The organism is Variovorax sp. OAS795 (genome assembly GCF_040546685.1).
Taxonomy (GTDB): Bacteria; Pseudomonadota; Gammaproteobacteria; order Burkholderiales; family Burkholderiaceae_C; genus Variovorax.
The window spans coordinates 2,914,513-2,937,833 of sequence record NZ_JBEPOH010000001.1 but is presented as its reverse complement, the minus strand read 5'-3'; the positions used below and the strand labels follow the sequence as shown (position 1 = coordinate 2,937,833).

General features: G+C 66.1%; 20 protein-coding genes, 1 tRNA gene and 1 pseudogene. 8 read left to right on the top strand and 14 right to left on the bottom strand.

What is annotated here, in order from left to right; all coding sequences use genetic code 11:
- Positions 1-54: 54 nt before the first annotated feature.
- Complete coding sequence (locus ABID97_RS14135; RefSeq protein WP_354399089.1) at positions 55-660, bottom strand: isochorismatase family protein; 606 nt, start codon at positions 658-660, stop codon at positions 55-57.
- Between the two features lie 77 nt (positions 661-737).
- Here ABID97_RS14135 and ABID97_RS14130 point away from each other — a divergent pair, with 77 nt between their 5' ends.
- Complete coding sequence (locus tag ABID97_RS14130; RefSeq protein ID WP_354399088.1) at positions 738-1,535, top strand: alpha/beta fold hydrolase; 798 nt, start codon at positions 738-740, stop codon at positions 1,533-1,535.
- A 10-nt stretch (positions 1,536-1,545) separates the two neighbouring features.
- On the opposite strand, the gene ABID97_RS14125 is transcribed toward ABID97_RS14130, so the two are convergent.
- Complete coding sequence (locus ABID97_RS14125; RefSeq protein WP_354401766.1) at positions 1,546-2,676, bottom strand: PQQ-dependent sugar dehydrogenase; 1,131 nt, start codon at positions 2,674-2,676, stop codon at positions 1,546-1,548.
- A gap of 241 nt (positions 2,677-2,917) precedes the next feature.
- On the opposite strand from ABID97_RS14125, the gene ABID97_RS14120 reads away from it, so the two are divergent.
- Positions 2,918-3,502 (top strand): C40 family peptidase, encoded by a 585-nt coding sequence (locus ABID97_RS14120; RefSeq protein WP_354399087.1) that lies wholly within the window; start codon positions 2,918-2,920, stop codon positions 3,500-3,502.
- Positions 3,503-3,586: 84 nt separating this feature from the next.
- Here ABID97_RS14120 and lpdA read toward each other — a convergent pair whose 3' ends face one another.
- The 4 genes and pseudogenes from lpdA to aceE form a co-directional block, all read right to left on the bottom strand.
- Positions 3,587-5,404, bottom strand: a complete 1,818-nt coding sequence (lpdA, locus tag ABID97_RS14115; RefSeq protein WP_354399086.1) for a dihydrolipoyl dehydrogenase — start codon at positions 5,402-5,404, stop codon at positions 3,587-3,589.
- The gene (locus ABID97_RS14110) at positions 5,401-5,994 is read right to left on the bottom strand and encodes an Ntn hydrolase family protein (RefSeq protein WP_354399085.1); all 594 of its coding nucleotides are present in this window, start codon (positions 5,992-5,994) and stop codon (positions 5,401-5,403) included. Before ABID97_RS14110 ends, lpdA begins: the two co-directional genes overlap by 4 nt.
- Before the next feature lie 70 nt (positions 5,995-6,064).
- Positions 6,065-7,744 (bottom strand): dihydrolipoyllysine-residue acetyltransferase, encoded by a 1,680-nt coding sequence (gene aceF / locus ABID97_RS14105; RefSeq protein WP_354399084.1) that lies wholly within the window; start codon positions 7,742-7,744, stop codon positions 6,065-6,067.
- A 49-nt stretch (positions 7,745-7,793) separates the two neighbouring features.
- Positions 7,794-10,509, bottom strand: a pseudogene (gene aceE / locus ABID97_RS14100) (pyruvate dehydrogenase (acetyl-transferring), homodimeric type).
- A gap of 213 nt (positions 10,510-10,722) precedes the next feature.
- Between aceE and ABID97_RS14095 the strand changes: the two are divergent.
- The 5 genes from ABID97_RS14095 to ABID97_RS14075 all read left to right on the top strand — a co-directional run bounded on the left by ABID97_RS14095 (position 10,723) and on the right by ABID97_RS14075 (position 17,552).
- A complete protein-coding gene (locus ABID97_RS14095) occupies positions 10,723-13,266 on the top strand; it encodes a PAS domain-containing sensor histidine kinase (protein WP_354399083.1) in 2,544 nt (847 codons plus the stop codon).
- A complete protein-coding gene (locus tag ABID97_RS14090; protein WP_055796273.1) occupies positions 13,263-13,892 on the top strand; it encodes a response regulator transcription factor in 630 nt (209 codons plus the stop codon). The genes ABID97_RS14095 and ABID97_RS14090 overlap by 4 nt, the downstream gene beginning before the upstream one ends.
- 76 nt (positions 13,893-13,968) lie before the next feature.
- Positions 13,969-14,820 (top strand): bifunctional methylenetetrahydrofolate dehydrogenase/methenyltetrahydrofolate cyclohydrolase FolD, encoded by an 852-nt coding sequence (gene folD / locus ABID97_RS14085; RefSeq protein WP_354399082.1) that lies wholly within the window; start codon positions 13,969-13,971, stop codon positions 14,818-14,820.
- 5 nt (positions 14,821-14,825) lie between these two features.
- Positions 14,826-16,874, top strand: a complete 2,049-nt coding sequence (locus ABID97_RS14080) for a M3 family metallopeptidase (RefSeq protein ID WP_354399081.1) — start codon at positions 14,826-14,828, stop codon at positions 16,872-16,874.
- A gap of 30 nt (positions 16,875-16,904) precedes the next feature.
- Positions 16,905-17,552: a glutaredoxin family protein gene (locus tag ABID97_RS14075; RefSeq protein WP_354399080.1), complete on the top strand. Its 648-nt coding sequence runs from the start codon at positions 16,905-16,907 to the stop codon at positions 17,550-17,552.
- 42 nt (positions 17,553-17,594) lie between these two features.
- Here ABID97_RS14075 and rpiA read toward each other — a convergent pair whose 3' ends face one another.
- The gene (gene rpiA / locus ABID97_RS14070) at positions 17,595-18,323 is read right to left on the bottom strand and encodes a ribose-5-phosphate isomerase RpiA (RefSeq protein ID WP_354399079.1); all 729 of its coding nucleotides are present in this window, start codon (positions 18,321-18,323) and stop codon (positions 17,595-17,597) included.
- A 40-nt stretch (positions 18,324-18,363) separates the two neighbouring features.
- Between rpiA and ABID97_RS14065 the strand changes: the two genes are divergently transcribed.
- Positions 18,364-19,446: a quinone-dependent dihydroorotate dehydrogenase gene (locus ABID97_RS14065; RefSeq protein ID WP_354399078.1), complete on the top strand. Its 1,083-nt coding sequence runs from the start codon at positions 18,364-18,366 to the stop codon at positions 19,444-19,446.
- A 24-nt stretch (positions 19,447-19,470) separates the two neighbouring features.
- Here the strand turns inward: ABID97_RS14065 and ABID97_RS14060 are convergent, their stop codons facing one another.
- From ABID97_RS14060 to fdx, 7 genes are all read right to left on the bottom strand, one after another.
- Positions 19,471-20,199 carry a phage holin family protein gene (locus tag ABID97_RS14060; protein WP_354399077.1) on the bottom strand — a complete coding sequence of 243 codons (729 nt, stop codon included), beginning with the start codon at positions 20,197-20,199 and terminating at the stop codon, positions 19,471-19,473.
- A gap of 48 nt (positions 20,200-20,247) precedes the next feature.
- Entirely contained in the window at positions 20,248-20,544 is a 297-nt protein-coding gene (locus ABID97_RS14055; protein ID WP_055796254.1) for a glycine zipper domain-containing protein, read from the bottom strand.
- A gap of 145 nt (positions 20,545-20,689) precedes the next feature.
- A complete protein-coding gene (locus tag ABID97_RS14050; protein ID WP_354399076.1) occupies positions 20,690-21,793 on the bottom strand; it encodes an NAD(P)/FAD-dependent oxidoreductase in 1,104 nt (367 codons plus the stop codon).
- 31 nt (positions 21,794-21,824) lie between these two features.
- Complete coding sequence (locus tag ABID97_RS14045; RefSeq protein WP_082517415.1) at positions 21,825-21,935, bottom strand: stereocilin; 111 nt, start codon at positions 21,933-21,935, stop codon at positions 21,825-21,827.
- A gap of 180 nt (positions 21,936-22,115) precedes the next feature.
- A tRNA-Val gene (locus ABID97_RS14040) sits at positions 22,116-22,190 on the bottom strand.
- 79 nt (positions 22,191-22,269) lie between these two features.
- Positions 22,270-22,977, bottom strand: a complete 708-nt coding sequence (gene dnaQ, locus ABID97_RS14035; protein WP_354399075.1) for a DNA polymerase III subunit epsilon — start codon at positions 22,975-22,977, stop codon at positions 22,270-22,272.
- On the bottom strand, positions 22,977-23,315 hold the full coding sequence (fdx, locus tag ABID97_RS14030) for an ISC system 2Fe-2S type ferredoxin (protein ID WP_354399074.1): 339 nt from the start codon (positions 23,313-23,315) through the stop codon (positions 22,977-22,979). The genes dnaQ and fdx overlap by 1 nt, the downstream gene beginning before the upstream one ends.
- Positions 23,316-23,321: the final 6 nt, after the last annotated feature.

Sequence of the window (23,321 nt, the reverse complement as noted above, 5' to 3'; positions counted from 1 at the left end):
GGTGGTGCCCGCGCCGGCCTAGGGTTGCGCGCCCCTGAATCGCGCGCCGCGTTCTCAGCGGATGAGCTTCAGCAATTCAGGAAACGCCGGGTGTTCGGCCGTACGCAGCCATTCGAACCCGACCATTTCAGTGGTCACCAGTTCGGCACCCGCGCCGGCCAGGCGGTCGAATGCGGCGTCGCGGCTGCGCTCGGTGCGGGAGCTGCAGGCATCGGTCACCACCCATACTTCGAATTCGTCTTCCAGCATGTCGAGCGCGGTCTGCAGCAGGCAGACATGCGCCTCGCAGCCGGCAATCACCACCGTGTTGCGCTCGTCGGGCGCGGCAGCCGGTTTCTGCAGGTGCTTGGGCAGGCTGCGGGCGTTGCCCTGCGGCGCCGCCTTGGCCGGCACGCGCAGCCATTCGCCCAGCCCTTCTTCCATGCCGCTGAAGTGCATCTTGGACAAGGTTCGCTGGCACAGCGCCCGGATATCCGGCAGGTTCTCGCCGAGCTTGGAGGGGTTGTGCTCGGTTCCCCAGACCGGCACTTCGAACAGGCGGGCCATCTTGCCGAGCCGCACTGCGTTCTGCGCCACGGCATCGGCCTCGAAGATCGCAGGCATCAGCTGCGCCTGGTAGTCGACCAGCACGAGTTGGGATTGCGAGGCGTCGAGCAGCATGAACGGTTTCTTTCATTCAGATGAAAAGGATGGGCCCAGACCGTACCACCGAAAAGCCGCGCATCTAGACTCCAGCGATGCAGACCCTTTTTGCGATGCGCCGCCGCTTGTCGATCCTGGCGCTGGGCGCCCTGCTTCTTCTGGCCGGATGCGGCGGAATGCGAACCGCCAGGGGGCCGCTGGAGAGCAGGCTCGAAAAGAGCAGCTGCACGCCCAATGCCGACACGCTGCTGGTGCTGCTACCCGGCGCTTACTCGCATCCGGATGAATTCAGGCGCGAAGGCTTCATCCAGGCATTGAACGACAACAGGCTCGCAGTCGACGCGATGCTGGTCGATGCGCATCTTGGCTACTACCACGCCAAGACGATTCTCGACCGGTTGAGCCAGGATGTGATCGTGCCCGCCCGTAACAACGGGTACCAATCGATCTGGATCGTCGGCATTTCGGTCGGCGGATTCGGCGGCCTGCTCTACGCGCAAACGCATCCGGGTGACCTTGCAGGCCTCGTGACGATCGCGCCCTACCTCGGGGAACGCGCGCTCGGTGCCGACATCACCAATGCCGGAGGCCTCGCGCGCTGGAACGGGCCGTTGAATGCGCCGCCGGGCAGCGATCCGCGAAAGCCCGATGAGACACAGCTTTGGCAATGGCTGCGCGGCTACGTGGGCAATACCGCCACCTTCGGAGCCCGGCCGCCGCTCTACCTGGGCTACGGCACCGACGACCGCTTTGTCTTCAGCCACGGGTTGCTGGCCGCCGCCCTGCCCAGGGAGCGCGTGTTCACCACGGAAGGCGGCCACGACTGGCCCGAATGGACCCGGCTCTGGCGCCGCATGCTGCCCACCCTGCCCCTCCCGGGCTGCCCCGGCTGAGAGATCGGATTCAGTCCGGCCGCAACCGCAGCAGCTTGCCGTCCGCCTCGTCGGTGAGCACGTAGAGCCATCCATCCGGCCCCTGTTTCACGTCGCGGATGCGGGCCCGGCCGTCGGCCAGCAGCTTGTGCTCGGCAACCACCTTGCCGTCCCTGAGTTCGATCCGATCGAGATAGCCGAACTTCAGCGATCCCACGAACAGATTGCCTTTCCAGCCCGCGCGGTAGCGGTCGCTGGTGAGAAAGGCCATGCCCGACGGTGCGATCGACGGCACCCAGTAGTGCAGCGGCTGCTCCATGCCGTCCCGGGCCGTGAGGCCATCGCCGATCTTGCCGCCGCCGTAATTTTCTCCATAGGTGACCACCGGCCAGCCGTAGTTGCGGCCCGCCTGAGGCACATTGATTTCGTCGCCGCCTTGCGGACCGTGCTCGATCATCCACAGCCGGCCATCGGGCGAGAGCGTCGCGCCCTGCCCGTTCCGGTGGCCGTAGCTCCATATCTCCGGCAGCGCACCGGCCCGGCCGGCAAACGGGTTGTCCCTGGGTACCGTGCCATCCTTGGCAATGCGCACGATCTTGCCCAAGTGGTTGTCGAGCGTCTGCGCATCTTCCTTGCGGCTGTAGCGGTCACCGAGCGTAAGAAAAAGCGTGCCGTCGCGAGACTCCACGATGCGGCAGCCGAAATGATTGCGGCTGGCCACCTTCGGTTGCTGGCTGAAGATGATCCGGAGGTTTTCGAGCCTTGCCCCATCGTCGGAAAGCCGGGCGCGCGCCAGCGCGGTGCTGTTGGCCGAACCGCCCGAGGCGGGCTCGGAAAAGCAGAAGTACACGGTCCGGTTCGTTTCGAAGCCGGAATCGGCCAGCACGTCGAGCAGCCCGCCCTGGCCTCCTGCCGCGATGGCCGGCAAGCCGGCAATGGGAGCGCCGACTCTTCCGTCGCTGCCGATCGGCTTCAATCGGCCCGCACGCTCTGTCACCAGGAAACGGCCGCCCGGAAGGAACGCGACGCCCCAGGGATTCTCGAGGCCGGCAGAAACGGTCTCTGTCCGGACCTGGGCCGTGGCAGCGCCCCAACAGCCCAGGCCGGCGATCAGGACGGTGTTTCCCAGCAGCCGAAGACTTTTGCAGTTTGGCAAGTTCATGTCTTTTCCGGTCGTTTCCGCCCATCTTGGCGCGTAATCGCCGTCAGATCCATGTCGTTCAGCGACCGAGAGCGAGTACAAAAGTTAACGCGCAGGCAATCGCTTATGGTTCATAAAGGTTCACCGTTACATTTTTTCTTCCGCTCCACCGAAAATATCGAGTGGAATCAAGACCTTGCGGATACATTCGTTAATTCGGTTGAGGTTGACATAACCGCGCGTCATCAATATCCTACGCGCCATGCGTTTTTTCGTCCTACCCGCGTCCCTCCTGTTTGCCGTCGCCGTCCAAGCCGCCCCCCAACAGGATCGCACCGATGACGAACTGGCCCGAATGCTCGCCGACAAGGGCCTGATCGGACAACTCCAGCAGGTCCGCCAGACCGTCACCGAACGCACTTCCGACCTCGTGGTGACCGCCATCGGCTTCCTTGGCGTCCCGTACCGCCGCGGCGGCAACACCGCGGAATCGGGCTTCGATTGCAGCGGCTTCGTGCGCGCCATGTACAACCAGACGGTCGGCCACCTGCTCCCCCGTCGTGCGGAAGAACAAGCGGCGGCCACCGAGAAGATCGACCCCAGCCAGCTCAAGCCCGGCGACCTCGTCTTCTTCAACACCATGCGCCGCGCGTTCAGCCATGTCGGCATCTACGTCGGCGAAGGCAAGTTCATCCATTCGCCGCGCACCGGCGCCCAGGTGCGTGTGGAAGACATGAATGGCAGCTACTGGAGCCGCCGCTTCGATGGCGCACGCCGCGTGCTCGGCGGCGCGCCGAACGAAGAGGTCAAGGCTGCGGCCACTGCCGCGGCGCACACCGGCAACTGAAACGCCGCCCGCACAACAAAAAAACCCGCCTCGGCGGGTTTTTTTGTGGCCGCTCCAATCGCTGGAGCGGCGCGGCCTGCCCCGTCAGGCCTTCTTCGCCGGCGGCAAGTCGGTGCACGTACCGTGCGCCACCTCGGCCGCCATGCCGATGCTCTCGCCCAACGTGGGGTGCGGATGGATGGTCTTGCCGATGTCGATCTCGTCCGCGCCCATTTCGATGGCCAGTGCAATCTCGCCGATCATGTCGCCGGCATGCGTGCCGACGATGCCGCCACCCAGGATGCGGTGCGTCTCGGCGTCGAACAGCAGCTTGGTGAAGCCCTCGTCGCGGCCGTTGGCGATGGCGCGGCCAGAGGCATTCCATGGGAAGTGGCCCTTCTTGACCTTGATGCCTTCGGCCTTGGCCTGGTCTTCGGTGAGGCCGACCCACGCCACCTCGGGGTCGGTGTAGGCGACGCTCGGAATGACGCGGGCGTTGAAGGCGGCGCTCGAAAGCTCCTTGTCGCCCTTCTGCTCGCCGGCAATCACCTCGGCCGCCACGTGCGCCTCGTGCACCGCCTTGTGCGCCAGCATGGGCTGGCCCACGATGTCGCCGATGGCGAAGATGTGCGGCACGTTGGTGCGCATCTGGATATCGACCGGAATGAAGCCGCGGTCGCTCACCGCCACGCCCGCCTTCTCGGCACCGATCTTCTTGCCGTTGGGGCTGCGGCCCACGGCCTGCAGCACCAGGTCGTACACCTGCGGCTCCTTGGGGGCCTGCTCGCCCTCGAAGGTGACCTTGATGCCCTCCTTCGTGGCTTCGGCGCCGACCGTCTTGGTCTTCAGCATGATGTTGTCGAAGCGCGGCGCGTTCATCTTCTGCCATACCTTGACCAGGTCGCGGTCGGCGCCCTGCATCAGGCCGTCGAGCATCTCGACAACGTCGAGCCGCGCGCCGAGCGTGGAATACACCGTGCCCATTTCAAGGCCGATGATGCCGCCGCCCAGGACCAGCATGCGCTTGGGATCGGTGCCCATCTCGAGCGCGCCCGTGGAATCGACGATGCGCGGATCGTCCTTCGGCATGAACGGCAGGCTGACCGACTGCGAACCGGCTGCGATGATCGCGTTGCGGAACTTGACGGTCTGTTTCTTGCCCGTGGTGTCCCAGCTGGTGCCCGAGGTTTCCTCGACTTCCAGGTGGTAGGGGTCGATGAAGTTGCCGACGCCGCGCAGCACCGTCACCTTGCGCATCTTGGCCATGGCCGTGAGGCCGCCGGTGAGCTTGCCCACCACCTTGTTCTTGTGGCCGAGCAGCTTGGCGCGATCGACCGTCGGGGCCGCGAAGCTCACGCCCAGGTCGGCGAAATGCTTCACTTCGTCCATGACCGAGGCCACGTGCAGCAGCGCCTTCGACGGAATGCAGCCGACGTTCAGGCACACGCCGCCGAGCGTGGCGTAGCGTTCGATCAGCACCACTTTGAGACCGAGGTCGGCCGCACGGAAGGCGGCCGAGTAGCCGCCGGGGCCGGCACCGAGCACGACGACGTCGCATTCCACGTCGACCTTGCCGCCGTAGCTGGATGCCGCGGGCGCAGCAGCCGGCGCCGCGGCAGGGGCGGCCTTGGGTGCGGGTGCGGCAGCAGCTGGCGTCGGTGCGGCTGCCGCAGGCGCCGCAGCGCCGTCGACCTCGAGCGTCAGCACCACCGAGCCCTCCTTCACCTTGTCGCCGACCTTGACCGCGAGGGACTTCACCACGCCGCCCGCCGACGACGGGATTTCCATCGAGGCCTTGTCCGATTCGACCGTGATCAGCGACTGCTCGGCCTTGACCGTGTCGCCGACATTGACCAGCACCTCGATCACCGCGACTTCGTCGAAGTCACCGATGTCGGGCACCTTGATGTGTTGTTCGCTCATTTGGACACTTTCAGTTTGAGTGTGAGAACGTCGACCGGAGGGGCCGAATTGCGATCGAATTCGCAGGCGGCGGCGATCCCCGCCTCCGCCACGTCGCGCGAGGTGCGCGACTTGATGTCATAGGCCGCATGCATGGCGCCGAGCGCAAAGCTGCGTCCCGAGCCGATGGCCCAGAACTGCTTGAACTCGAACACCTCGCGGTAGCTGTAGATGCCGTAGATGCCGCTGGCATTGGCCATCAGCATCGTGAACTGGCTCGACTCATAAGGCTCGTGCTCGTCTTCCTTGGTCTGCATGAAGAACGCATCCTTCAGCACCGGATGCAGCAGCGTGAAGGTGCGGAAGATCTCGTGCTTGCTGCCGAACAGCAGCGCCTCGCGCGGCTGCGCGGCCAGCGCATGCTGCAGCACCAGGAAGTGCGCGGCGGCGCCGGCCACGGCAAAGAGGCTCTGCCCCGCCGCGTCGTCGATGGTGAAGATCTTCTGGTTGGCCTCGGCGCGGTGCGAGAGCCGCGTGTCGCCGAAGGTCACCAGTGAATCCGCCGCCATCGTGACCTGGCCGCCCTTGCGGACGGCCACTACGGTGGTCATAGCACCTCCCGCCGGGCCGCCCCAAGGGAGGCGCCCCCCTCAGGGGGGAGCACCGCAGGTGCCCGGGGGGTCATAGAAGGATTCGGCGATAGTCCGCGAGCACCTGGCCCAGGTAGGCGTTGAAGCGCGCAGCCAGGGCACCATCGATCACGCGGTGGTCATACGACAGCGACAGCGGCAGCGTCAGGCGCGGCACGAACTGCTTGCCGTCCCACACTGGCTTCATCTGGCCCTTGGAGAGGCCGAGGATGGCCACTTCGGGGGCATTGATGATCGGCGTGAAGTGCGTACCGCCGATGCCGCCGAGCGAGCTGATCGACATGCAGCCGCCCTGCATGTCGGCCGAGCCGAGCTTGCCGTCGCGCGCCTTCTTGGCGAGTTCGCCCATCTCCTGGCTGATCTGCAGGATGCCCTTCTTGTCGGCATCCTTCAGCACCGGCACCACGAGCCCGTTGGGCGTATCGGCCGCGAAGCCGATGTGGAAGTACTGCTTGTAGACCAGTTGGTCGCCGTCGAGGCTGGCATTGAAGTCGGGAAACTTCTTGAGCGCCGCGACCACCGCCTTGATCACGAAGGCCAGCATCGTGACCTTGACGCCCGATTTCTCGTTCTCCTTGTTGGTGGAGACGCGGAAGGCTTCGAGCTCGGTGATGTCGGCTTCGTCGTTGTTGGTGACGTGCGGAATCATCACCCAGTTGCGGTGCAGGTTGGCGCCGCTGAGCTTCTTGATGCGCGACAGGTCCTTGCGCTCGACCGTGCCGAACTTGGTGAAGTCGACCTTGGGCCACGGGATGAGGCCCAGTGCCGCGCCGTCCGCACCGCCGCCGGCCGGCGCCTTGGCTGCGGACGCCTTGGTGCTGGCCTGGCCGCTCATCACGGCCTTGGTGAAGCTCTGGACGTCTTCCTGCGTGATGCGGCCCTTGGGACCGGAGCCCTTGAGCTCTTCGAGCGGCACGCCGAGTTCTCGGGCGAACTTGCGCACCGAGGGGGAGGCATGCGGCAGCTTGCCGGTGGGCGCGGCCGTGGGCTCGTGCGGGGCTGGTGCGGGTGCACCCTCACCCCGGCCCTCTCCCGCCGGAGCGGGAGAGGAAACGGGCGCAGCGGCTGCTGCGGGCGGATTGGCTCCCTCGCCCCTCTGGGGAGAGGGCTGGGGTGAGGGGCTGGCGGCCGTCGAACCTTCCAGTATTGCGATCAGGTCGCCGATGTTGACCGTGTCGCCCACCTTGACCTTGAGCTCCTTGAGCACGCCGGCCGCCGACGACGGGATTTCCATCGACGCCTTGTCCGACTCCACGGTGATCAGCGACTGGTCGGCCGCGATCTGGTCGCCGGGCTTCACCAGCAGCTCGATCACCGCGACATCCTTGAAGTCGCCGATGTCGGGCACCTTGACTTCGACCGGGCCCGACGCCGCAGGCGCGGCAGCCGGTGCAGGCGCCGCGGCGGCGGGTGCCGGAGCAGCAGCCGCAGGGGCAGGAGCCGCTGCCGCGGGTGCCGGCGCTGCGGCAGCCTGCTCGGCCTCGAGCAGGAGCACCACCGAGCCCTCCTTGACCTTGCCGCCGACCTCGACCTTGATTTCCTTCACCACACCGGCGGTCGACGATGGAATCTCCATCGACGCCTTGTCCGATTCCACGGTGATGAGCGACTGCTCGGCCTTGACCGTGTCGCCCACCTTCACCAGCACCTCGATCACCGCGACTTCATCGAAATCGCCGATGTCCGGCACCTTGACTTCCACTGCTGCCATATCGTTGTCTCCCGCCGTGAGGCGCCGTTCGTTCGTTGATTGTTGATGTTCAGGCGTAAAGCGGGTTGACCTTGTCGACATTGATGCCGTACTTCTTGATCGCCTCGACCACCTTGGCCACCGGCACCGCGCCGTCTTCGGAGAGCGCCTTGAGCGCGGCCACCACGATGTAGTGGCGGTTGATCTCGAAATGCTCGCGCAACTTGTTGCGGAAGTCGCTGCGGCCGAAACCGTCGGTGCCCAGCACCTTGTAGGTGCGGCCCTTGGGAATGAAGGGGCGGATCTGTTCCGCATAGGCCTTCATGTAGTCGGTCGATGCAACCACCGGACCGGTGGTGGGCGCGAGCTGCTCGGCCACGAAGGACACGCGCGGCGCCTGGTCGGGGTGCAGCAGGTTCCAGCGGTCGGCGTCCTGGCCGTCGCGCGTCAGCTCGTTGAAGCTCGGGCAGCTCCACACGGAAGCCGACACGCCCCAGTCCTTCTCGAGCAGCTCTTGCGCGGCATAGCTTTCGCGCAGGATGGTGCCGCTGCCGAGCAATTGCACCGTGGGCGCCTTGGCCTTGAGCGCCGGGCCCTGCTTGGACAGGTACATGCCCTTGATGATCTGCTCCTCGGTGCCGGGCTGCAGGCCGGGCATCGGGTAGTTCTCGTTGAGCAGCGTCAGGTAGTAGTAGACGTTGTCCTGCTTCTCGACCATGCGCTTCAGGCCATGGTGCAGGATCACGCCCACTTCATGCGCGAAGGTCGGGTCGTAGCTCACGCAGTTGGGGATGGTGTTGGCCAGGATGTGGCTGTGGCCGTCCTCGTGCTGCAGGCCTTCGCCGTTCAGCGTGGTGCGCCCCGAGGTGCCGCCCAGCAGGAAACCGCGCGCCTGCATGTCGCCGGCCGCCCAGGCCAGGTCGCCGATGCGCTGGAAACCGAACATCGAGTAGTACACGTAGAACGGCACCATGATGCGGTTGTTGGTGCTGTACGACGTGGCCGCCGCGATCCAGCTCGACATGCCGCCAGCTTCGTTGATGCCTTCCTGCAGGATCTGGCCAGCCTTGTCCTCCTTGTAGTACATGACCTGGTCCTTGTCGACCGGTGGTGTACTGCTGGCCTGCGGGGTTGTAGATGCCGATCTGGCGGAACAACCCTTCCATGCCGAAGGTGCGCGCCTCGTCCACCAGGATGGGCACGACGCGTGGCCCCAGCGCCTTGTCGCGCAAGAGCTGCGTGAGAAAGCGCACGTAGGCCTGCGTGGTCGAGATCTCGCGGCCTTCGGCCGTGGGCTCCATCACCGACTTGAAGGTTTCGAGCGATGGCACCGTGAAGCTTTCGTCGGCCTTGGTGCGGCGATGCGGCAGGTAGCCGCCCAGTGCCTTGCGGCGCTCGTGCAGGTACTTCATTTCCGGCGTGTCGTCGGCCGGCTTGTAGAACGGGAGTTCGCCGATCTTGCTGTCCGGGATCGGGATGTTGAAGCGGTCCCGGAAGGCCATGATGTCTTCGTCGCTGAGCTTCTTGGTCTGGTGGACGTTGTTCTTGCCCTCCCCGATCTTGCCCATGCCGAAGCCCTTGACCGTCTTGATCAGCAGCACCGTGGGCTGGCCCTTGTGCTTCACGGCAGCGTCGAAGGCCGCGTAGACCTTCTGCGAATCGTGGCCGCCGCGGCGCAGCTGCCAGATGTCGTCGTCGCTCATCTTGGAGACCATTTCGAGCGTGCGCGGATCGCGGCCGAAAAAGTGCTTGCGGACGTAGGCGCCGTCGTTGGCCTTGAAGGCCTGGTAGTCGCCGTCGTTGGTCTCCATCATGATCTTGCGCAGCGCACCGTCCTTGTCGCGCGCCAGGAGCGGATCCCAGCCGCTGCCCCAGATCAGCTTGAGCACGTTCCAGCCCGAACCGCGGAACTCGCCCTCGAGTTCCTGGATGATCTTGCCGTTGCCGCGCACCGGACCGTCCAGGCGCTGCAGGTTGCAGTTGATGACGAAGATCAGGTTGTCCAGGCCTTCGCGCGCGGCCAGGCCGATGGCGCCGAGCGATTCGACCTCGTCCATTTCGCCGTCGCCGCAGAACACCCAGACCTTGCGGTTCTCGGTGTTGGCGATGCCGCGGGCATGCAGGTACTTGAGGAAGCGGGCCTGGTAGATGGCCATCAGCGGGCCAAGGCCCATCGACACCGTGGGGAACTGCCAGAACTCGGGCATCAGTTTCGGGTGCGGGTAGCTCGACAGGCCCTTGCCGTCGACTTCCTGGCGGAAGTTGAGCAGTTGCTCTTCCGTCAGGCGGCCTTCGAGGTAGGCGCGGGCATAGATGCCGGGCGACACATGACCCTGGATATAGAGGCAGTCACCGCCGTGGTTTTCGCTCTCGGCGTGCCAGAAGTGGTTGAAGCCGGCGCCGAACATGTTGGCCAGCGAAGCAAAGGACCCGATGTGGCCGCCCAGGTCGCCGCCTTCGGGCGGATGATGGCGGTTGGCCTTGACCACCATTGCCATGGCGTTCCAGCGCATGTAGGCGCGCAGGCGCTCCTCGATCTCGAGGTTGCCGGGGCAACGCTCTTCCTGGTCGGGCTCCAGGGTGTTCACATACGCGGTATTGGCAGAGAACGGCTTGTCGATGCTGTGCTGCCGCGCATGCTCGAGCAATTGCTCCAGGAGAAAGTGAGCCCGCTCGGGGCCCTCGCTTTGAATCACGGAGGACAGTGCATCCATCCATTCGCGGGTCTCCTGGGCGTCCGCGTCATTCGCGGCCGAGCCGAACAGGTTCTCGGGATTTGCCGACATGCTTGTCTCTCCTATAAGGGCTGTGGCTGTAATTTAGTGCGCTCTTCGATCAACGCGGCGGAGTTTCTCATATAAATACTGCAATTTCAAATAGTGCAGGATGATTTCTTAATGTGATATTCACTGCGGGCCAGCGTTTCCGCAACCGTGTTGCACTCATTGCCACTGCGTCGCCGCGCTTGTTGCACCAGGGGCATCACATAAACTCGGAAGATGCCCTTTTCCTCTCCGCTGGCGGTAGCCCGCAGCGCCGTGAATGCGTCGCCTCTTTCATGGTGGCGCCGCTGGTGGCGCCGGCAGACGCCGGTGCTGCAGGACGCCGTTGCCATGCTCGCGCCCCTGGCGGCGGTGCTGCTCTTTCTTGCCGCCATCGTCTCGGCGTTCTGGTACCTGCGCACCGAGGAAGTCGAGCGCGAACAGGAGTCGGTGCGGCGCGACGTCGAATACGCGCAGCAGCGCATGCGCCTGCGCCTCCTGGAGCGCCAGGAGCAACTGATGCGCATCGCACGCGATGCCTCGAACCGGGAGATCGACCCGGTGGAGTTCGCGAGCCGGGCCGAATCGCTGGTGAGCCAGTTCCCTGAACTGCAGACCGTCACATGGATCGACGACCGGCGCCGCTTCAAGGCCGGCTATTCGGCGCCGAGCGTGCACCCCTCCCAGCAGCACCTGATCGGCGACGTGCTTCGGCCCGGCGACATCGAGAGCAACTACGCCTTGGCGCGCGAGCTGCGCCAGCCGGTGTTCTCGCAACCGATGGCGGGCGGCGACCCTTCGGCCATGCTGCAGCTGCACATACCGCTGTTCGACCAGGGCCTGTTCGCCGGTGTGGTGCTGGGCGAGTTCTCGGTCGATGGGCTGCTGCGCTATGCCATGCCTTCGGAGGTGCAGGCCCGCTATGCGGTATCGCTGCTCGATGCGAAGGGCAACGTGATCGCGGGCAACACGACCGCCAGCAACCGGGAGAGCGGCACGCGGCTCCTGCCGTGGTCGGAGAGAACCAACGAATACGAAGTGCCGGTGTCGCCGGTCGGCAATGCGCTGGTGCTGCGGGCACAGGCCTACCGCACCTCTCAGGGCGTGGTCGGCAACGGGCTTTTCTGGCTCGTCTGCGCACTGAGCGTGCTGACCAGCTGGATGCTGATCGGCACCTGGCGGCACACGCGCAGGCGCCAGCAGGCACAGCAGCGGCTGGTGGCCGAAACCAACTTCCGCCGCGCGATGGAAAACTCCATGCTCACCGGCATGCGCGTGCTCGACCTGCAAGGCCGCATCACCTATGTGAACGCCGCTTTCTGCGCCATGACGGGCTGGAGCGAGGCCGAACTGGTGGGCCAGTCGCCGCCGTTCCCCTACTGGCTGGAGTCGGACCGTGAGGTGATGAACGAGCGGCTCGAGGAAGAGCTGCACGGGCGCGCGCTGCCCGGCGGCTTCCAGGTGCGCGTGAAGCGCAAGAACGGCAGCGTGTTCAATGCACGGCTCTATGTGTCGCCGCTGATCGACGCGCGGGGCCACCAGACCGGCTGGATGACGTCGATGACCGACATCACCGAGCCCACGCGCATCCGCGAGCAGCTGTCGGCGTCGTACGAGCGATTCACCACGGTGCTCGAGGCGCTCGACGCCGCGGTGTCGGTGGCGCCCATCGGCAGCGAGGAGCTGCTGTTCGCGAACAAGCTGTACCGGCTGTGGTTCGGCTCCGACACCGTGGGCCACCTGGGCATGGTGGCGCAGGCCGGCGTGCCCACCTCCAACGCACACGACGAGGGGCTGGACGACGTCGACCCCTACGCCGGATTGCCGATCGACACCCTCACTGCCGCCCAGGCCGCCAACAACGAGATCTTCGTGCCGCACCTGGGCAAGTGGCTCGAGGTGCGCTCGCGCTACCTCACCTGGGTGGACGGCCGTCTCGCGCAACTGGTGATTGCCACCGACATCACGCCGCGGCGCGACGCCGAGGAGCAGGCCGCCGCGCAGGCCGACCGCGCCCAGGCTGCGAGCCGCCTGATCACGATGGGCGAGATGGCTTCCAGCGTGGCGCACGAACTGAACCAGCCGCTGACCGCCATCACCAACTACTGCAACGGCATGATGTCGCGCATCAAGGGCCAGGCCATCGACTCCGACGCGCTGCTTGCGGCACTGGAAAAAACATCCAAGCAGGCGCAGCGCGCAGGCCAGATCATCCAGCGCATCCGCTCCTTCGTGAAGCGCAGCGAGCCCAACCGCACCGCCGCCGACGTCGCCACCATGGTGAGCGAGGCGGTCGAGCTCGCGGGCATCGAGCTGCGCCGGCGCAACGTGCGGCTCAACCACTACGTGGCGGCCCGGCTGCCGGTGGTGCAGGTGGACCCGATCCTCATCGAGCAGGTGATGGTCAACCTGCTGAAGAACGCGGCCGAGGCGATCGACATTGCCGAGCGCCCGCTCGCGCGCCGCAGCGTCGAATTGCGCGTGCTGCCCAAGGTGATCGAAGGCCACAACGCGATCGAGTTCTCGGTGCAGGACACCGGCAAGGGCCTGGCGCCCGAAGTGATGGACCGGCTGTATGAGGCATTTTTCTCTACCAAGCCGGAGGGCATGGGCATCGGATTGAACCTTTGCCGCACCATTGTCGAATCGCACCGCGGGCGCATGCAGGCGGAGAACATCTACAATGGCCCGGATGTGATCGGATGCCGTTTTTCCTTCTGGATTCCGGTGTTGGATGCTCCCAGTTCCGTAGCAAGCGACGAGGCAAAGGTACCTGCATGAGTTTGATTCCGAAGAAGGGCACTGTCTATGTCGTCGACGACGACGAGGCCGTAAGAGATTCGCTGCAATGGCTGCTCGAAGGCAAGGACTACAGGGTCCGCTGTTTCGATTCCGCCGAGTCTTTTCTTTCCCGCTACGACCCCCGCGAAGTCGCCTGCCTGATCGTCGACATCCGCATGGCCGGCATGACCGGCCTCGAGTTGCAGGACCGGCTGATCGAGCGGCGCTCCCCGCTGCCCATCGTGGTGATCACCGGCCACGGCGACGTGCCGATGGCGGTCGACAGCATGAAGAAGGGCGCCATGGATTTCATCCAGAAGCCCTTCAACGACGAAGAGCTGGTGACGCTGGTCGAGCGCATGCTCGAACATGCGCGCGGCGCCTTCACCCAGCACCAGCAGTCGGCCAGCCGCGACGCGCTGTTGTCCAAGCTCACCGGCCGCGAAGCCCAGGTGCTCGAACGCATCGTGGCCGGCCGGCTGAACAAGCAGATTGCCGACGACCTGGGCATCAGCATCAAGACGGTCGAGGCGCACCGCGCCAACATCATGGAAAAGCTCAACGCCAACACCGTGGCCGATCTGCTCAAGATCGCCCTCGGCCAGGCGGCGCCCTCCAAAGCCTAGAAGCTATCGGCCCGATAGCAATGCACGACCCCCACGCCTGCGCAAGCGGGCGTTTTTACTTGGAAAATCGAAACCGATGACCGCCCAACTGATCGACGGCAACGCCCTTGCCAAAACCATCCGCGCCGAGGTCGCCGGCCGTACCGCGGCATTGAAGGCCAGCGGCGTGAACCCTGCCCTCTCCATCATCCTGGTGGGCGACGATCCGGCCAGCCAGGTCTACACGAAGCACAAGGTCAACGACAGCACCGAGACCGGCCTCATGGCCACCCTGGAGCGCTATCCCGCCGACATGACCGAGGCCGACCTGCTGGCCCGCATCCGCGCCCTCAACGACGACCCGATGGTGCACGGCATCCTGGTGCAGCTGCCGCTGCCCAGGCACATGGACAGCCAGAAGGTCATCGAGACGATCTCGCCCGCCAAGGACGTGGACGGCTTCCACGTGGCGAGCGCCGGCGCGCTGATGACCGGCGCGCCCGGCTTCTGGCCCTGCACGCCGTATGGCTGCATGAAGATGCTCGAATCCATCGGCTACGAGCTGCGCGGCAAGCATGCGGTGGTCATCGGCCGCAGCAACATCGTCGGCAAGCCCATGGCCATGATGCTGCTGGCCAAGAACGCCACCGTGACCATCTGCCACAGCGCCACCCAGGACCTGGCCGCCATCACCCGGCAGGCCGACGTGGTGGTTGCCGCGGTCGGCAAGCGCAACATCCTGACGGCCGACATGGTGAAGCCCGGCGCCGTCGTGATCGACGTGGGCATGAACCGCAAGGAAGACGGCAAGCTGGCCGGCGACGTCGACTTCGACGGCGTGAAGGAAGTGGCCGGCTGGATCACCCCCGTACCCGGCGGCGTCGGCCCCATGACGCGCGCCATGCTGCTCGCCAACACCCTTGAAGCTGCGGAACGCGCCGCAAAGTGATTGCCATGACCAACCCCCTCCTCGACTTTGCCGACCTCCCGCTGTTCGACCGCATCAAGCCAGAGCATGTCGCGCCCGCGGTCGACATCTTGCTGGCCGATGCCGAGGCGGCGCTGCAGACCGTCACCGCGGCTGACTTTCCGGCCGACTGGAATGCGATTTCCAAGGTGCTCGACGTGGCGTCCGAACGCTTCAGCCGCGCCTGGGGTGCGGTGGGGCATCTCAATGCCGTGGCCGACACGCCGGAACTGCGCGCCGCCTACAACGAGGCCATGCCGCGCGTGACGGCGTTCTGGACCCGCCTGGGTTCCGACGAGCGCCTCTACGCCAAGTACAAGGCCATCGACGTCGCCACACTCAACGCCGAGCAGCGCCAGGCGCTTCGCAACGCGGTGCGCAATTTCGTGCTCGGCGGCGCGGAACTGCAGGGCGACGCGAAGAAGCGCTTTGCCGAGATCCAGGAACGCCAGGCCGAGCTGAGCCAGAAGTTCAGCGAGAACGCGCTCGACGCCACCGACGCGTTCTCTTACTACGCAACGCTGGGCGAACTCGACGGCGTGCCCGAGGACGTGGTGGGCGCGGCCCGCGCGGCGGCCGAGGCCGAAGGCAAGCAAGGCTACAAGCTGACGCTCAAGATGCCCTGCTACCTGCCCGTGATGCAGTTCGCGAAAAGCAGCCCGCTGCGCGAAACGCTCTACCGCGCCTATGTCACGCGCGCCAGCGAACTCGGCGACCCGGCCTTCGACAACACGGCGCTGATCAACGAGATCCTTGCGCTGCGGGAAGAAGAAGCGAAGCTCCTCGGCTACCGGAATTTCGGCGAACTCTCCGTCGTGCCCAAGATGGCCGAATCGCCCGAGCAGGTGGTCAAGTTCCTGCGCGATCTCGCGGCCAAGGCCAAGCCCTATGGCGAACGCGACCTGGCCGACCTGCGCGTCTTCGCGTCCGAGCAGTTGGGCATTGCCGATCCGCAAGCCTGGGACTGGAGCTACATCGGCGAAAAGCTGAAGGAGGCGCGCTACGCCTTCAGCGAGCAGGAGGTGAAGCAGTATTTCCCGGCGCCCAAGGTGATGGCGGGCCTGTTCAAGATCGTCGAGACGCTGTTCGAGGTGAGCATTCGCCGCGACAGCGCGCCCACGTGGCACCCGAGCGTCGAGTTCTACCGCATCGAGCGGGCCGGCCAGAAGGTGGGCCAGTTCTACCTCGATCCGTCGGCCCGCTCCGCCAAGCGCGGCGGCGCCTGGATGGACGACGTGCGCGCGCGCTGGCTGCGGCCGGACGACGCCGCACTGCAGACGCCCGTGGCACAGCTGGTTTGCAACTTCGCGAGCGGGGTGGACGGCAAGCCGCCCCTGCTCACGCACGACGACGTGACCACACTGTTCCACGAGTTCGGCCATGGCCTGCACCACATGCTCACGCAGGTGAACGAGCGCGACGTCTCGGGCATCAGCGGCGTCGAATGGGACGCCGTCGAGCTGCCGAGCCAGTTCATGGAAAACTTTTGCTGGGAGTGGGATGTGCTCAGGCACATGACGGCCCACGTCGATACCGGCGAGCCGCTGCCGCGCGCGCTGTTCGACAAGATGACCGCCGCCAAGAACTTCCAGAGTGGCCTGCAGACGCTGCGCCAGATCGAGTTCTCGCTGTTCGACATGCTGCTGCATACCGAATACCAGGCCGCCACCGCGCAGCCGGGCAGCGTGCTCGCGCTGCTCGGCAAGGTGCGCGCCGAGGTGGCCGTGATGCCTTCGCCGCCGTTCAGCCGCACGCCCAATACCTTCAGCCACATCTTCTCGGGCGGCTACGCGGCCGGCTACTACAGCTACAAGTGGGCCGAGGTGCTGAGCGCCGATGCCTATGCGGCGTTCGAGGAAACCGTCGGCGCCGACGGCCAGCCGAACATCGAGACCGGACGGCGCTACCGCCAGGCCATCCTCGAAGCGGGCGGCAGCCGCAGCGCGATGGACTCGTTCAAGGCCTTCCGCGGCCGCGAGCCCCAGCTTGATGCATTGCTGCGACACCAGGGCATGGCCGAAGCCCAGCCCGCTTGATGCGGGCCTGAAGCTTGCGATACTCGGGCGATGCATCCGACCTACAAGAAATTCCCCTTGCATCGCCTGTGCGCCCCCGCCCTGCTGCTGATTGCCGCCGGTGCCATGGCCCAGCCGGTCTACCGCAACGTCGACAAGAACGGCAAGGTCACTTTCACGGACCGAGCGCCCACGGCCAGCACCGAACCGGCCTCGGCCCCGCAGGGCGCCAGCGCACCGCCGGCCAACGCCGGGCTGCCTTATGAGCTGCGGCAGGTCGCGCAGCGCTACCCGGTCACGCTGTACAGCGGCGACGAGTGCGCGCCATGCGGCACGGCCCGGTCGCTGCTCATCACGCGCGGCATCCCGTTCGAGGAACGCACCGTCAAGAGCAACCAGGACGTCGAGGCACTGCAGCGCCTGACCGGCCGGGCTTCGCTGCCGCTGCTGACCATCGGCTCCCAGCAGCTCAAGGGGTTCTCGGATACCGAATGGTCGCAATACCTCGACGCCGCGGGCTATCCGAAGAGCAACAGCCTGCCCGTGGACTACCGCAATCCGCCGGCACGGCCGATGGTTGCGCAGCAGGCGGCGCCCGCCGCACCCGAGCCCGCCGCGCCAGTGCCTGCGCCGCAGCAGCAGGCGGCTCCCGCTCCCAGCGGCCCGAGCCCGAGCAACCCGGCCGGCATCAAGTTCTGAGCGGCTGGCAACCCGTTGCCGGCCTTTGCCGGCGGGCTTGCTTCAGTCGAAACGAAGCGTTTGCACGCCGGAAGCGGTGCCGAGCAGGCACACGTGGGCTTTCTGGTGCGCGAACACGCCGACCGTGACCACGCCGGGCCATTGGCTCACCTCGGATTCGAACGCGAGCGGATCGCTGATCCGCAGCCCCGTGACGTCGACGATGTGCTGGCCGTTGTCGGTCACCAGCGGCAGGCCGTCTTTCTCCCGCACCTGCGCGATGCCGCCCATGGCTTCGAACTGCCGCATGACCCGGCGCGCCGCCATCGGAATCACCTCCACCGGCAGCGGAAACGCGCCCAGCACATCGACCAGCTTGGACGCATCGGCAATGCAGACGAAACGGCGCGACTGCGCGGCCACGATCTTTTCGCGCGTGAGCGCCGCGCCGCCGCCCTTCACCATGAAGCCGTGGTGGTCGATCTCGTCGGCACCGTCGATGTAGACCCCCAGTTCCTCGACCTCGTTGCTGTCGAACACCGGAATGCCGAGCGCGCGCAGGCGCTCGGTCGAAGCCACCGAGCTGGACACCGCACCCTTGATCTGGTCCTTGATCGTCGCCAGCGCGTCGATGAATTTGTTCACGGTCGAGCCGGTGCCCACGCCGACGATCTCGCCTTTCGCCACATAGGCCAGCGCCGCCCGGCCGACCTGGGCCTTGAGCTCGTCCTTGGAGATCGCGCCGGTGGCGCCATCGCCAGGTACGGAAGAAGGAGAAACGGGTGCTGTCATCGCGGAGAATCCTTGGCTCATTGAAGTCGAGAATTATCCGATGCCCCTGCTCCCCTCTTCGCTCTACGGCCTGGCCCGGCCTTTCCTGTTCGGCTTCGACCCGGAGCATGCCCACGAACTCACGCTCGACGGCCTGGCCCGCACGCAGAACACCCCGCTCGCCTGCGCCTATGCGGCGCCGCGCGTGGACGATCCGGTCACGCTCGCAGGACTGCAATTTCCGAATCGCGTGGGCCTGGCGGCCGGGCTCGACAAGAACGCGCGCTGCATCGACGCCTTTGCCGCCATGGGCTTCGGCTTTGTCGAGGTCGGTACCGTCACGCCCAAAGCGCAGCCTGGCAATCCCAAGCCGCGCATGTTCCGCCTGCCGCAGCGCGACGCGCTCATCAACCGGCTCGGCTTCAACAACGAAGGGCTCGATGCCTTCCTCGCCAACGTGCAGAAGGCGCGCTTCCGCAAGAACGCGGGCGGCACCGGCAGGAAGCCCATGCTGCTCGGGCTCAACATCGGAAAGAACGCCACCACGCCCATCGAGCGTGCGGTGGACGACTACCTGGCCTGCCTTGACGGCGTGTATGCGCATGCCGACTACGTGACCATCAACATCTCGAGCCCCAATACCGCCAACCTGCGCACGCTGCAGAGCGACGAGGCCCTCGACGCGCTGCTCGGCGCCATGGCCGAGCGGCGCCAGGCGCTTGCCGAACGCGGCGGCCGGCGCGTGCCGCTGTTCGTGAAGATCGCGCCCGACCTCGACGAAGGCCAGGTCGCGGTGATTGCCGCCACGCTGCAGCGCCACGGCATGGATGGTGTGATTGCCACCAACACCACGCTCGCGCGCGACGCGGTGGCGGGCCTGCCGCATGCCGGCGAAGCGGGCGGCTTGTCCGGCGCCCCGGTGCGCGAAGCCAGCAACCGCGTGATCGCACAGCTGCGGGCTGCCCTGGGTGCGGCTTTTCCGATCATCGGGGTGGGCGGGGTCCTGAGCGCGGCGGATGCCAAGGCCAAGATCGAGGCGGGCGCCGACGTGGTGCAGATCTACACCGGCCTCATCTACCGCGGCCCGGCGCTGGTGCGGGAAGCGGCACAGGCGTTGCTGCAGCAAGGCCGCAGCGCCGCCTGAGCCTCTTTCGTTTTTCTTCTCTCTTCAGCGCATGCGCCAGAGCACCGGCGCAATGAGTGCGGCCCAGCGCAGCAGCCGCCGGGGCCGGATCACCACCATGGCCACCGCGGCAACGACGCCGGTGGCCACCGGATGCTCCCTGGCAATGCGCAAAGCCGCGGCGGAGGCCGATTCGTCGGCCGGAGGCGCTTCGGACGAAGCGCCACCCGGCGCACCGGCCGGCTGCTGCGCCGCGCGCCCCCCCTGCATCGTCGCGATGCGTTCGCGCTGGCGCTCCATGCGCGCGAGCAGTTCCTCGCGCGTGGCGGGCCGCGGCGGGCGTGGCGCTTCTGCGTCCTGGTCCGGATCCTTGCCGAACCCGAAGCTGTCCTGAACCCATTCCCAGTCGCGTTCGAACTCTCGCCGCGCCGGATCGAAGCTGCCCGATGCATTGCGAAGGCTCATGTACAGGCCCAATGCGGCTCCCAGCCAGAGCAGGATCCACACGCCGGCCACCACCCACGCCGCCATGATGCGGTGAGGCGTTTCCCAGAAATGCACCACCACGGCCATCGACAGCAATGCCACCGCCACCGTGGTGAGCCCGAGCACGGCAATCACCAGCACGAGCATCAGCTTGAGGCGCTGCTTCTCGTCCTCCCACGCCATGCGCAGGAGTTGCACGCGGTCTTCCGCCGCCAACGCGCCTTCGCCCGCGGCAATGCGCAGCCGCCGCAAGCGGGCATCGAGCCCGAACAAGGACAGCAACCTCATGCGCCGGCTCCCGCTCGGCGAGGGACGATGCGGCGGTGTACGTTCAGGTCAGCGGCGGCCAAGCAGCAAACCCACCAGCACGCCAACGGCCAGGGCTGCACCGGCGATCTGCCACGGCTCGTCATGGGCGTAGGCGTTGGCGCTGTTGGCCGCTTCACGGGCCTTCTGGGCTGCGAGCTTGCTTTTTTCTGCCGCGAGCTCGCGCGCGATGGCGAGCTTGGTGTCGATGCGTTGGCGCAGCGCCTTGATGTGGGGAACCGAATCCAGGTCCTTGCTGGCCAGCACGCCGCGCACGTCGCTCGCGATGTCTTCGGCTGCCGCTTCGATGTTGTTGGATGCACTCATTGGAATCTTTCCTCCGTGATGACACCGGCACCGCGCCGGCGGCTTCACGCCAGCAAATGGCGTGGTGTCATGTTACAGGCACAAAAGCCCCTCGTGCGAGACAGTTCTGCAGACTTGCGCATGCGGACTCGCGTTGGCTCTTGCATCAGCGGCCGTCGAGCAGGTCGGCCACGTAGCGACCGATGGCCAGGCTGCTCGTGAGCCCCGGCGACTCGATGCCGAAGAGATTGACCAGCCCGCGTACGCCATGCGATGCGGGTCCGTCGATCATGAAGTCGCGCGCCGCTTCGCCCGGGCCCGAAATCTTGGGCCGCATGCCGGCGTAGCCCGGGATCAGTGCGCCGTCGGGCAAGGCGGGCCAATACTTGCGCACCTCGGCATAGAAACCATCGCCGCGTGCCGGGTCCACCACCAGGTCGCCGGCCGACTGCACCCACTGCACGTCGGGCCCGAACTTGGCCTGGCCGCCCAGGTCGATCGTCAGGTGCACGCCCAAGCCGCCGGGCTCGGGCACCGGGTAGACGAGCCGGCTGAACGGCGCGCGGCCCGCCAGGGTGAAATAGTTGCCCTTGGCGAAGTAGGCGTTGGGAATGGCCACGGCGGGCAGGCCATCGAATCGCCTGGCAAGGTCGGGAGCGCCGAGGCCCGCGGCATTGACCACGCTGTGGCAGCGCAACGCGGTTCCGTCGCCCGCGACGAGAACGATGCCGTCCGCGCCGCACTCGGCCCGCGCGACGGGAGATTTGAGCGCCAGCATGCCGCCGGCATTTTCCATGTCGCCCAGCAGGCTCAGCATGAGCGCGTGGCTGTCGACGATGCCGGTGCTTGGCGAATGCAGCGCCGCCTCACAATGCAGTTGCGGCTCCATCGCCTTGACCTGTTGGGAGGTCAGCAGCACGAGATCGTCGACGCCATTGGCGGCCGCCTTGGCGCGGATGCTCTCGAGCTCGCCGACCTGCCCGGGCGAGGTCGCCACGATGAGCTTGCCGCAGCGACGGTGCGGCACGCCCCGCTCTGCCGCGTAGGCGTAGAGCATCTGCTTGCCCTCGACACAAAGGCGCGCCTTGAGCGAGCCTTGAGGGTAGTAGATGCCCGCGTGGATCACCTCGCTGTTGCGCGAACTCGTGCCCGTCCCGATGGCACCTTCCGCCTCCAGCACCACCACCTCCCGGCCGGCCAGCGCCAACGCGCGTGCCACGGCCAGGCCCACCACTCCGCCGCCGATGACGGCGCAATCAAGTTCATCCATCGCGCGAGCTTATCGCGGCTCGCGCGCCTGTTCACGAGGTGGTGGGAGGCGGTTCGGGATCGGTCGGATCGTCCGGCGGCGTGCTCGGTCCTTCGTCGGGTTCCACGGGCAGGTCGGGCGGAATGTCGGGATGAGTGGCCATGGGGAGTCTCCTTCCCTGTCGTGTACGCGCTCCGCCAGGAAATTGCGCAGGTGCGAGGCGACAGTGGGCGTCGGCACGGGCCGACAGTCGAGCCCGCCCACCCCACCGCCGAGCACTTGCGGCGCACAAAACAAAAAGCGACTTGGGCAATCCAAGTCGCTGATTCATTTTCGAGGAAATTGGTGGGCGGTGGAGGTTTCGAACCTCCGACCCCAGCAGTGTGAATGCTGTGCTCTACCCCTGAGCTAACCGCCCTGCAAACCCCTTGGCGCTGCAAGTGCAGTGCCCCGGAATTAATCGCGTTGCGCGAAGCCTTTGATTATGCCACAGCATTTCAGCCGAATTGGCGAAAGAGCGTGCGTCCGTTGCTCGATTTGTCGAGCTGCGACAACAGCGCTTCATGCGCGGCCAACTCCTGCTCGCCTGCCAGGATGACCGGCAGGTCGAACTGGCTGAGGTCGATGGTCACCACGGTGCTGCCCGGCGCCGGCTCGTTGGACGACACGTCGATCAGGAGCGCATCCTGCCCGCGCGTCAGGTTGATGTAGACGTCGGCCAGCAGCTGGGCGTCGAGCTTGGCACCGTGGAAGGTGCGGTTCGAGCGATCGACGCCGAAGCGATCGCACAGCGCATCGAGCGAATTGCGCTTGCCCGGATAGACCTGCTTGGCCATGGCCAGCGTGTCGGTCACTTCGCCGACGAAGGTGCGCAGCGGCGGCAGGCCAGCCAACTCGAGCTCCTTGTTGAGAAAGCCGACGTCGAAGGCCGCGTTGTGGATGATCAGTTCGGCGCCGCGCAAGTACTCGACGATGTCGCCGGCCAGGGTGGCGAACTTCGGCTTGTCGCGCAGGAAGTCGGTCGTCAGGCCGTGCACCTTGAGCGCGTCTTCATGGCTCTCGCGCTCGGGGTTGAAGTAGATGTGCAGGTCGTTGCCGGTGAGCTTGCGCGCAAACAGCTCCACGCAGCCCAGCTCGATGACGCGGTCGCCGTTCTCGGCGGAAAGGCCGGTGGTTTCGGTGTCGAGGACGATCTGGCGCGACATCAGTGGTTTTCCTTGGCGTGGTTGATCGAGTACTTGGGAATCTCGATCGTCACGTCTTCCTGCGCCAGGATGGCCTGGCAGCTGAGGCGCGATTGTGGCTCCAGGCCCCAGGCGCGGTCCAGCAGGTCTTCCTCGCCCTCCTCGGCTTCGTTCAGCGAGCTGAACCCCTGGCGCACGATGACGTGGCAGGTGGTGCAGGCGCAGCTCATCTCGCACGCATGCTCGATGTCGATGTGGTTGTCCAGCAGTGCCTCGCAGATCGAAGTGCCTGCCGGGGCCTTGATTTCTGCACCCTCGGGGCAGTACTCGGGATGCGGAAATATCTTGATGGTGGGCATGTTGTT

Bases quoted from the DNA above. Each gene is read 5' to 3' on its own strand.
- ABID97_RS14090 (WP_055796273.1), top strand. From the start codon at position 13,263: ATGAGTTTGATTCCGAAGAAGGGCACTGTCTATGTCGTCGACGACGAC.
- rpiA (WP_354399079.1), bottom strand. From the start codon at position 18,323: ATGACAGCACCCGTTTCTCCTTCTTCCGTACCTGGCGATGGCGCCACC.
- ABID97_RS14060 (WP_354399077.1), bottom strand. From the start codon at position 20,199: ATGAGGTTGCTGTCCTTGTTCGGGCTCGATGCCCGCTTGCGGCGGCTG.
- ABID97_RS14135 (WP_354399089.1), bottom strand. From the start codon at position 660: ATGCTGCTCGACGCCTCGCAATCCCAACTCGTGCTGGTCGACTACCAG.
- ABID97_RS14095 (WP_354399083.1), top strand. From the start codon at position 10,723: ATGCCCTTTTCCTCTCCGCTGGCGGTAGCCCGCAGCGCCGTGAATGCG.
- ABID97_RS14050 (WP_354399076.1), bottom strand. From the start codon at position 21,793: ATGGATGAACTTGATTGCGCCGTCATCGGCGGCGGAGTGGTGGGCCTG.
- ABID97_RS14065 (WP_354399078.1), top strand. From the start codon at position 18,364: ATGCCCCTGCTCCCCTCTTCGCTCTACGGCCTGGCCCGGCCTTTCCTG.
- ABID97_RS14130 (WP_354399088.1), top strand. From the start codon at position 738: ATGCAGACCCTTTTTGCGATGCGCCGCCGCTTGTCGATCCTGGCGCTG.
- lpdA (WP_354399086.1), bottom strand. From the start codon at position 5,404: ATGAGCGAACAACACATCAAGGTGCCCGACATCGGTGACTTCGACGAA.
- ABID97_RS14125 (WP_354401766.1), bottom strand. From the start codon at position 2,676: ATGAACTTGCCAAACTGCAAAAGTCTTCGGCTGCTGGGAAACACCGTC.
- ABID97_RS14045 (WP_082517415.1), bottom strand. From the start codon at position 21,935: ATGGCCACTCATCCCGACATTCCGCCCGACCTGCCCGTGGAACCCGAC.
- folD (WP_354399082.1), top strand. From the start codon at position 13,969: ATGACCGCCCAACTGATCGACGGCAACGCCCTTGCCAAAACCATCCGC.
- aceF (WP_354399084.1), bottom strand. From the start codon at position 7,744: ATGGCAGCAGTGGAAGTCAAGGTGCCGGACATCGGCGATTTCGATGAA.
- ABID97_RS14055 (WP_055796254.1), bottom strand. From the start codon at position 20,544: ATGAGTGCATCCAACAACATCGAAGCGGCAGCCGAAGACATCGCGAGC.
- ABID97_RS14110 (WP_354399085.1), bottom strand. From the start codon at position 5,994: ATGACCACCGTAGTGGCCGTCCGCAAGGGCGGCCAGGTCACGATGGCG.
- ABID97_RS14120 (WP_354399087.1), top strand. From the start codon at position 2,918: ATGCGTTTTTTCGTCCTACCCGCGTCCCTCCTGTTTGCCGTCGCCGTC.
- dnaQ (WP_354399075.1), bottom strand. From the start codon at position 22,977: ATGTCGCGCCAGATCGTCCTCGACACCGAAACCACCGGCCTTTCCGCC.
- ABID97_RS14075 (WP_354399080.1), top strand. From the start codon at position 16,905: ATGCATCCGACCTACAAGAAATTCCCCTTGCATCGCCTGTGCGCCCCC.
- ABID97_RS14080 (WP_354399081.1), top strand. From the start codon at position 14,826: ATGACCAACCCCCTCCTCGACTTTGCCGACCTCCCGCTGTTCGACCGC.
- fdx (WP_354399074.1), bottom strand. From the start codon at position 23,315: ATGCCCACCATCAAGATATTTCCGCATCCCGAGTACTGCCCCGAGGGT.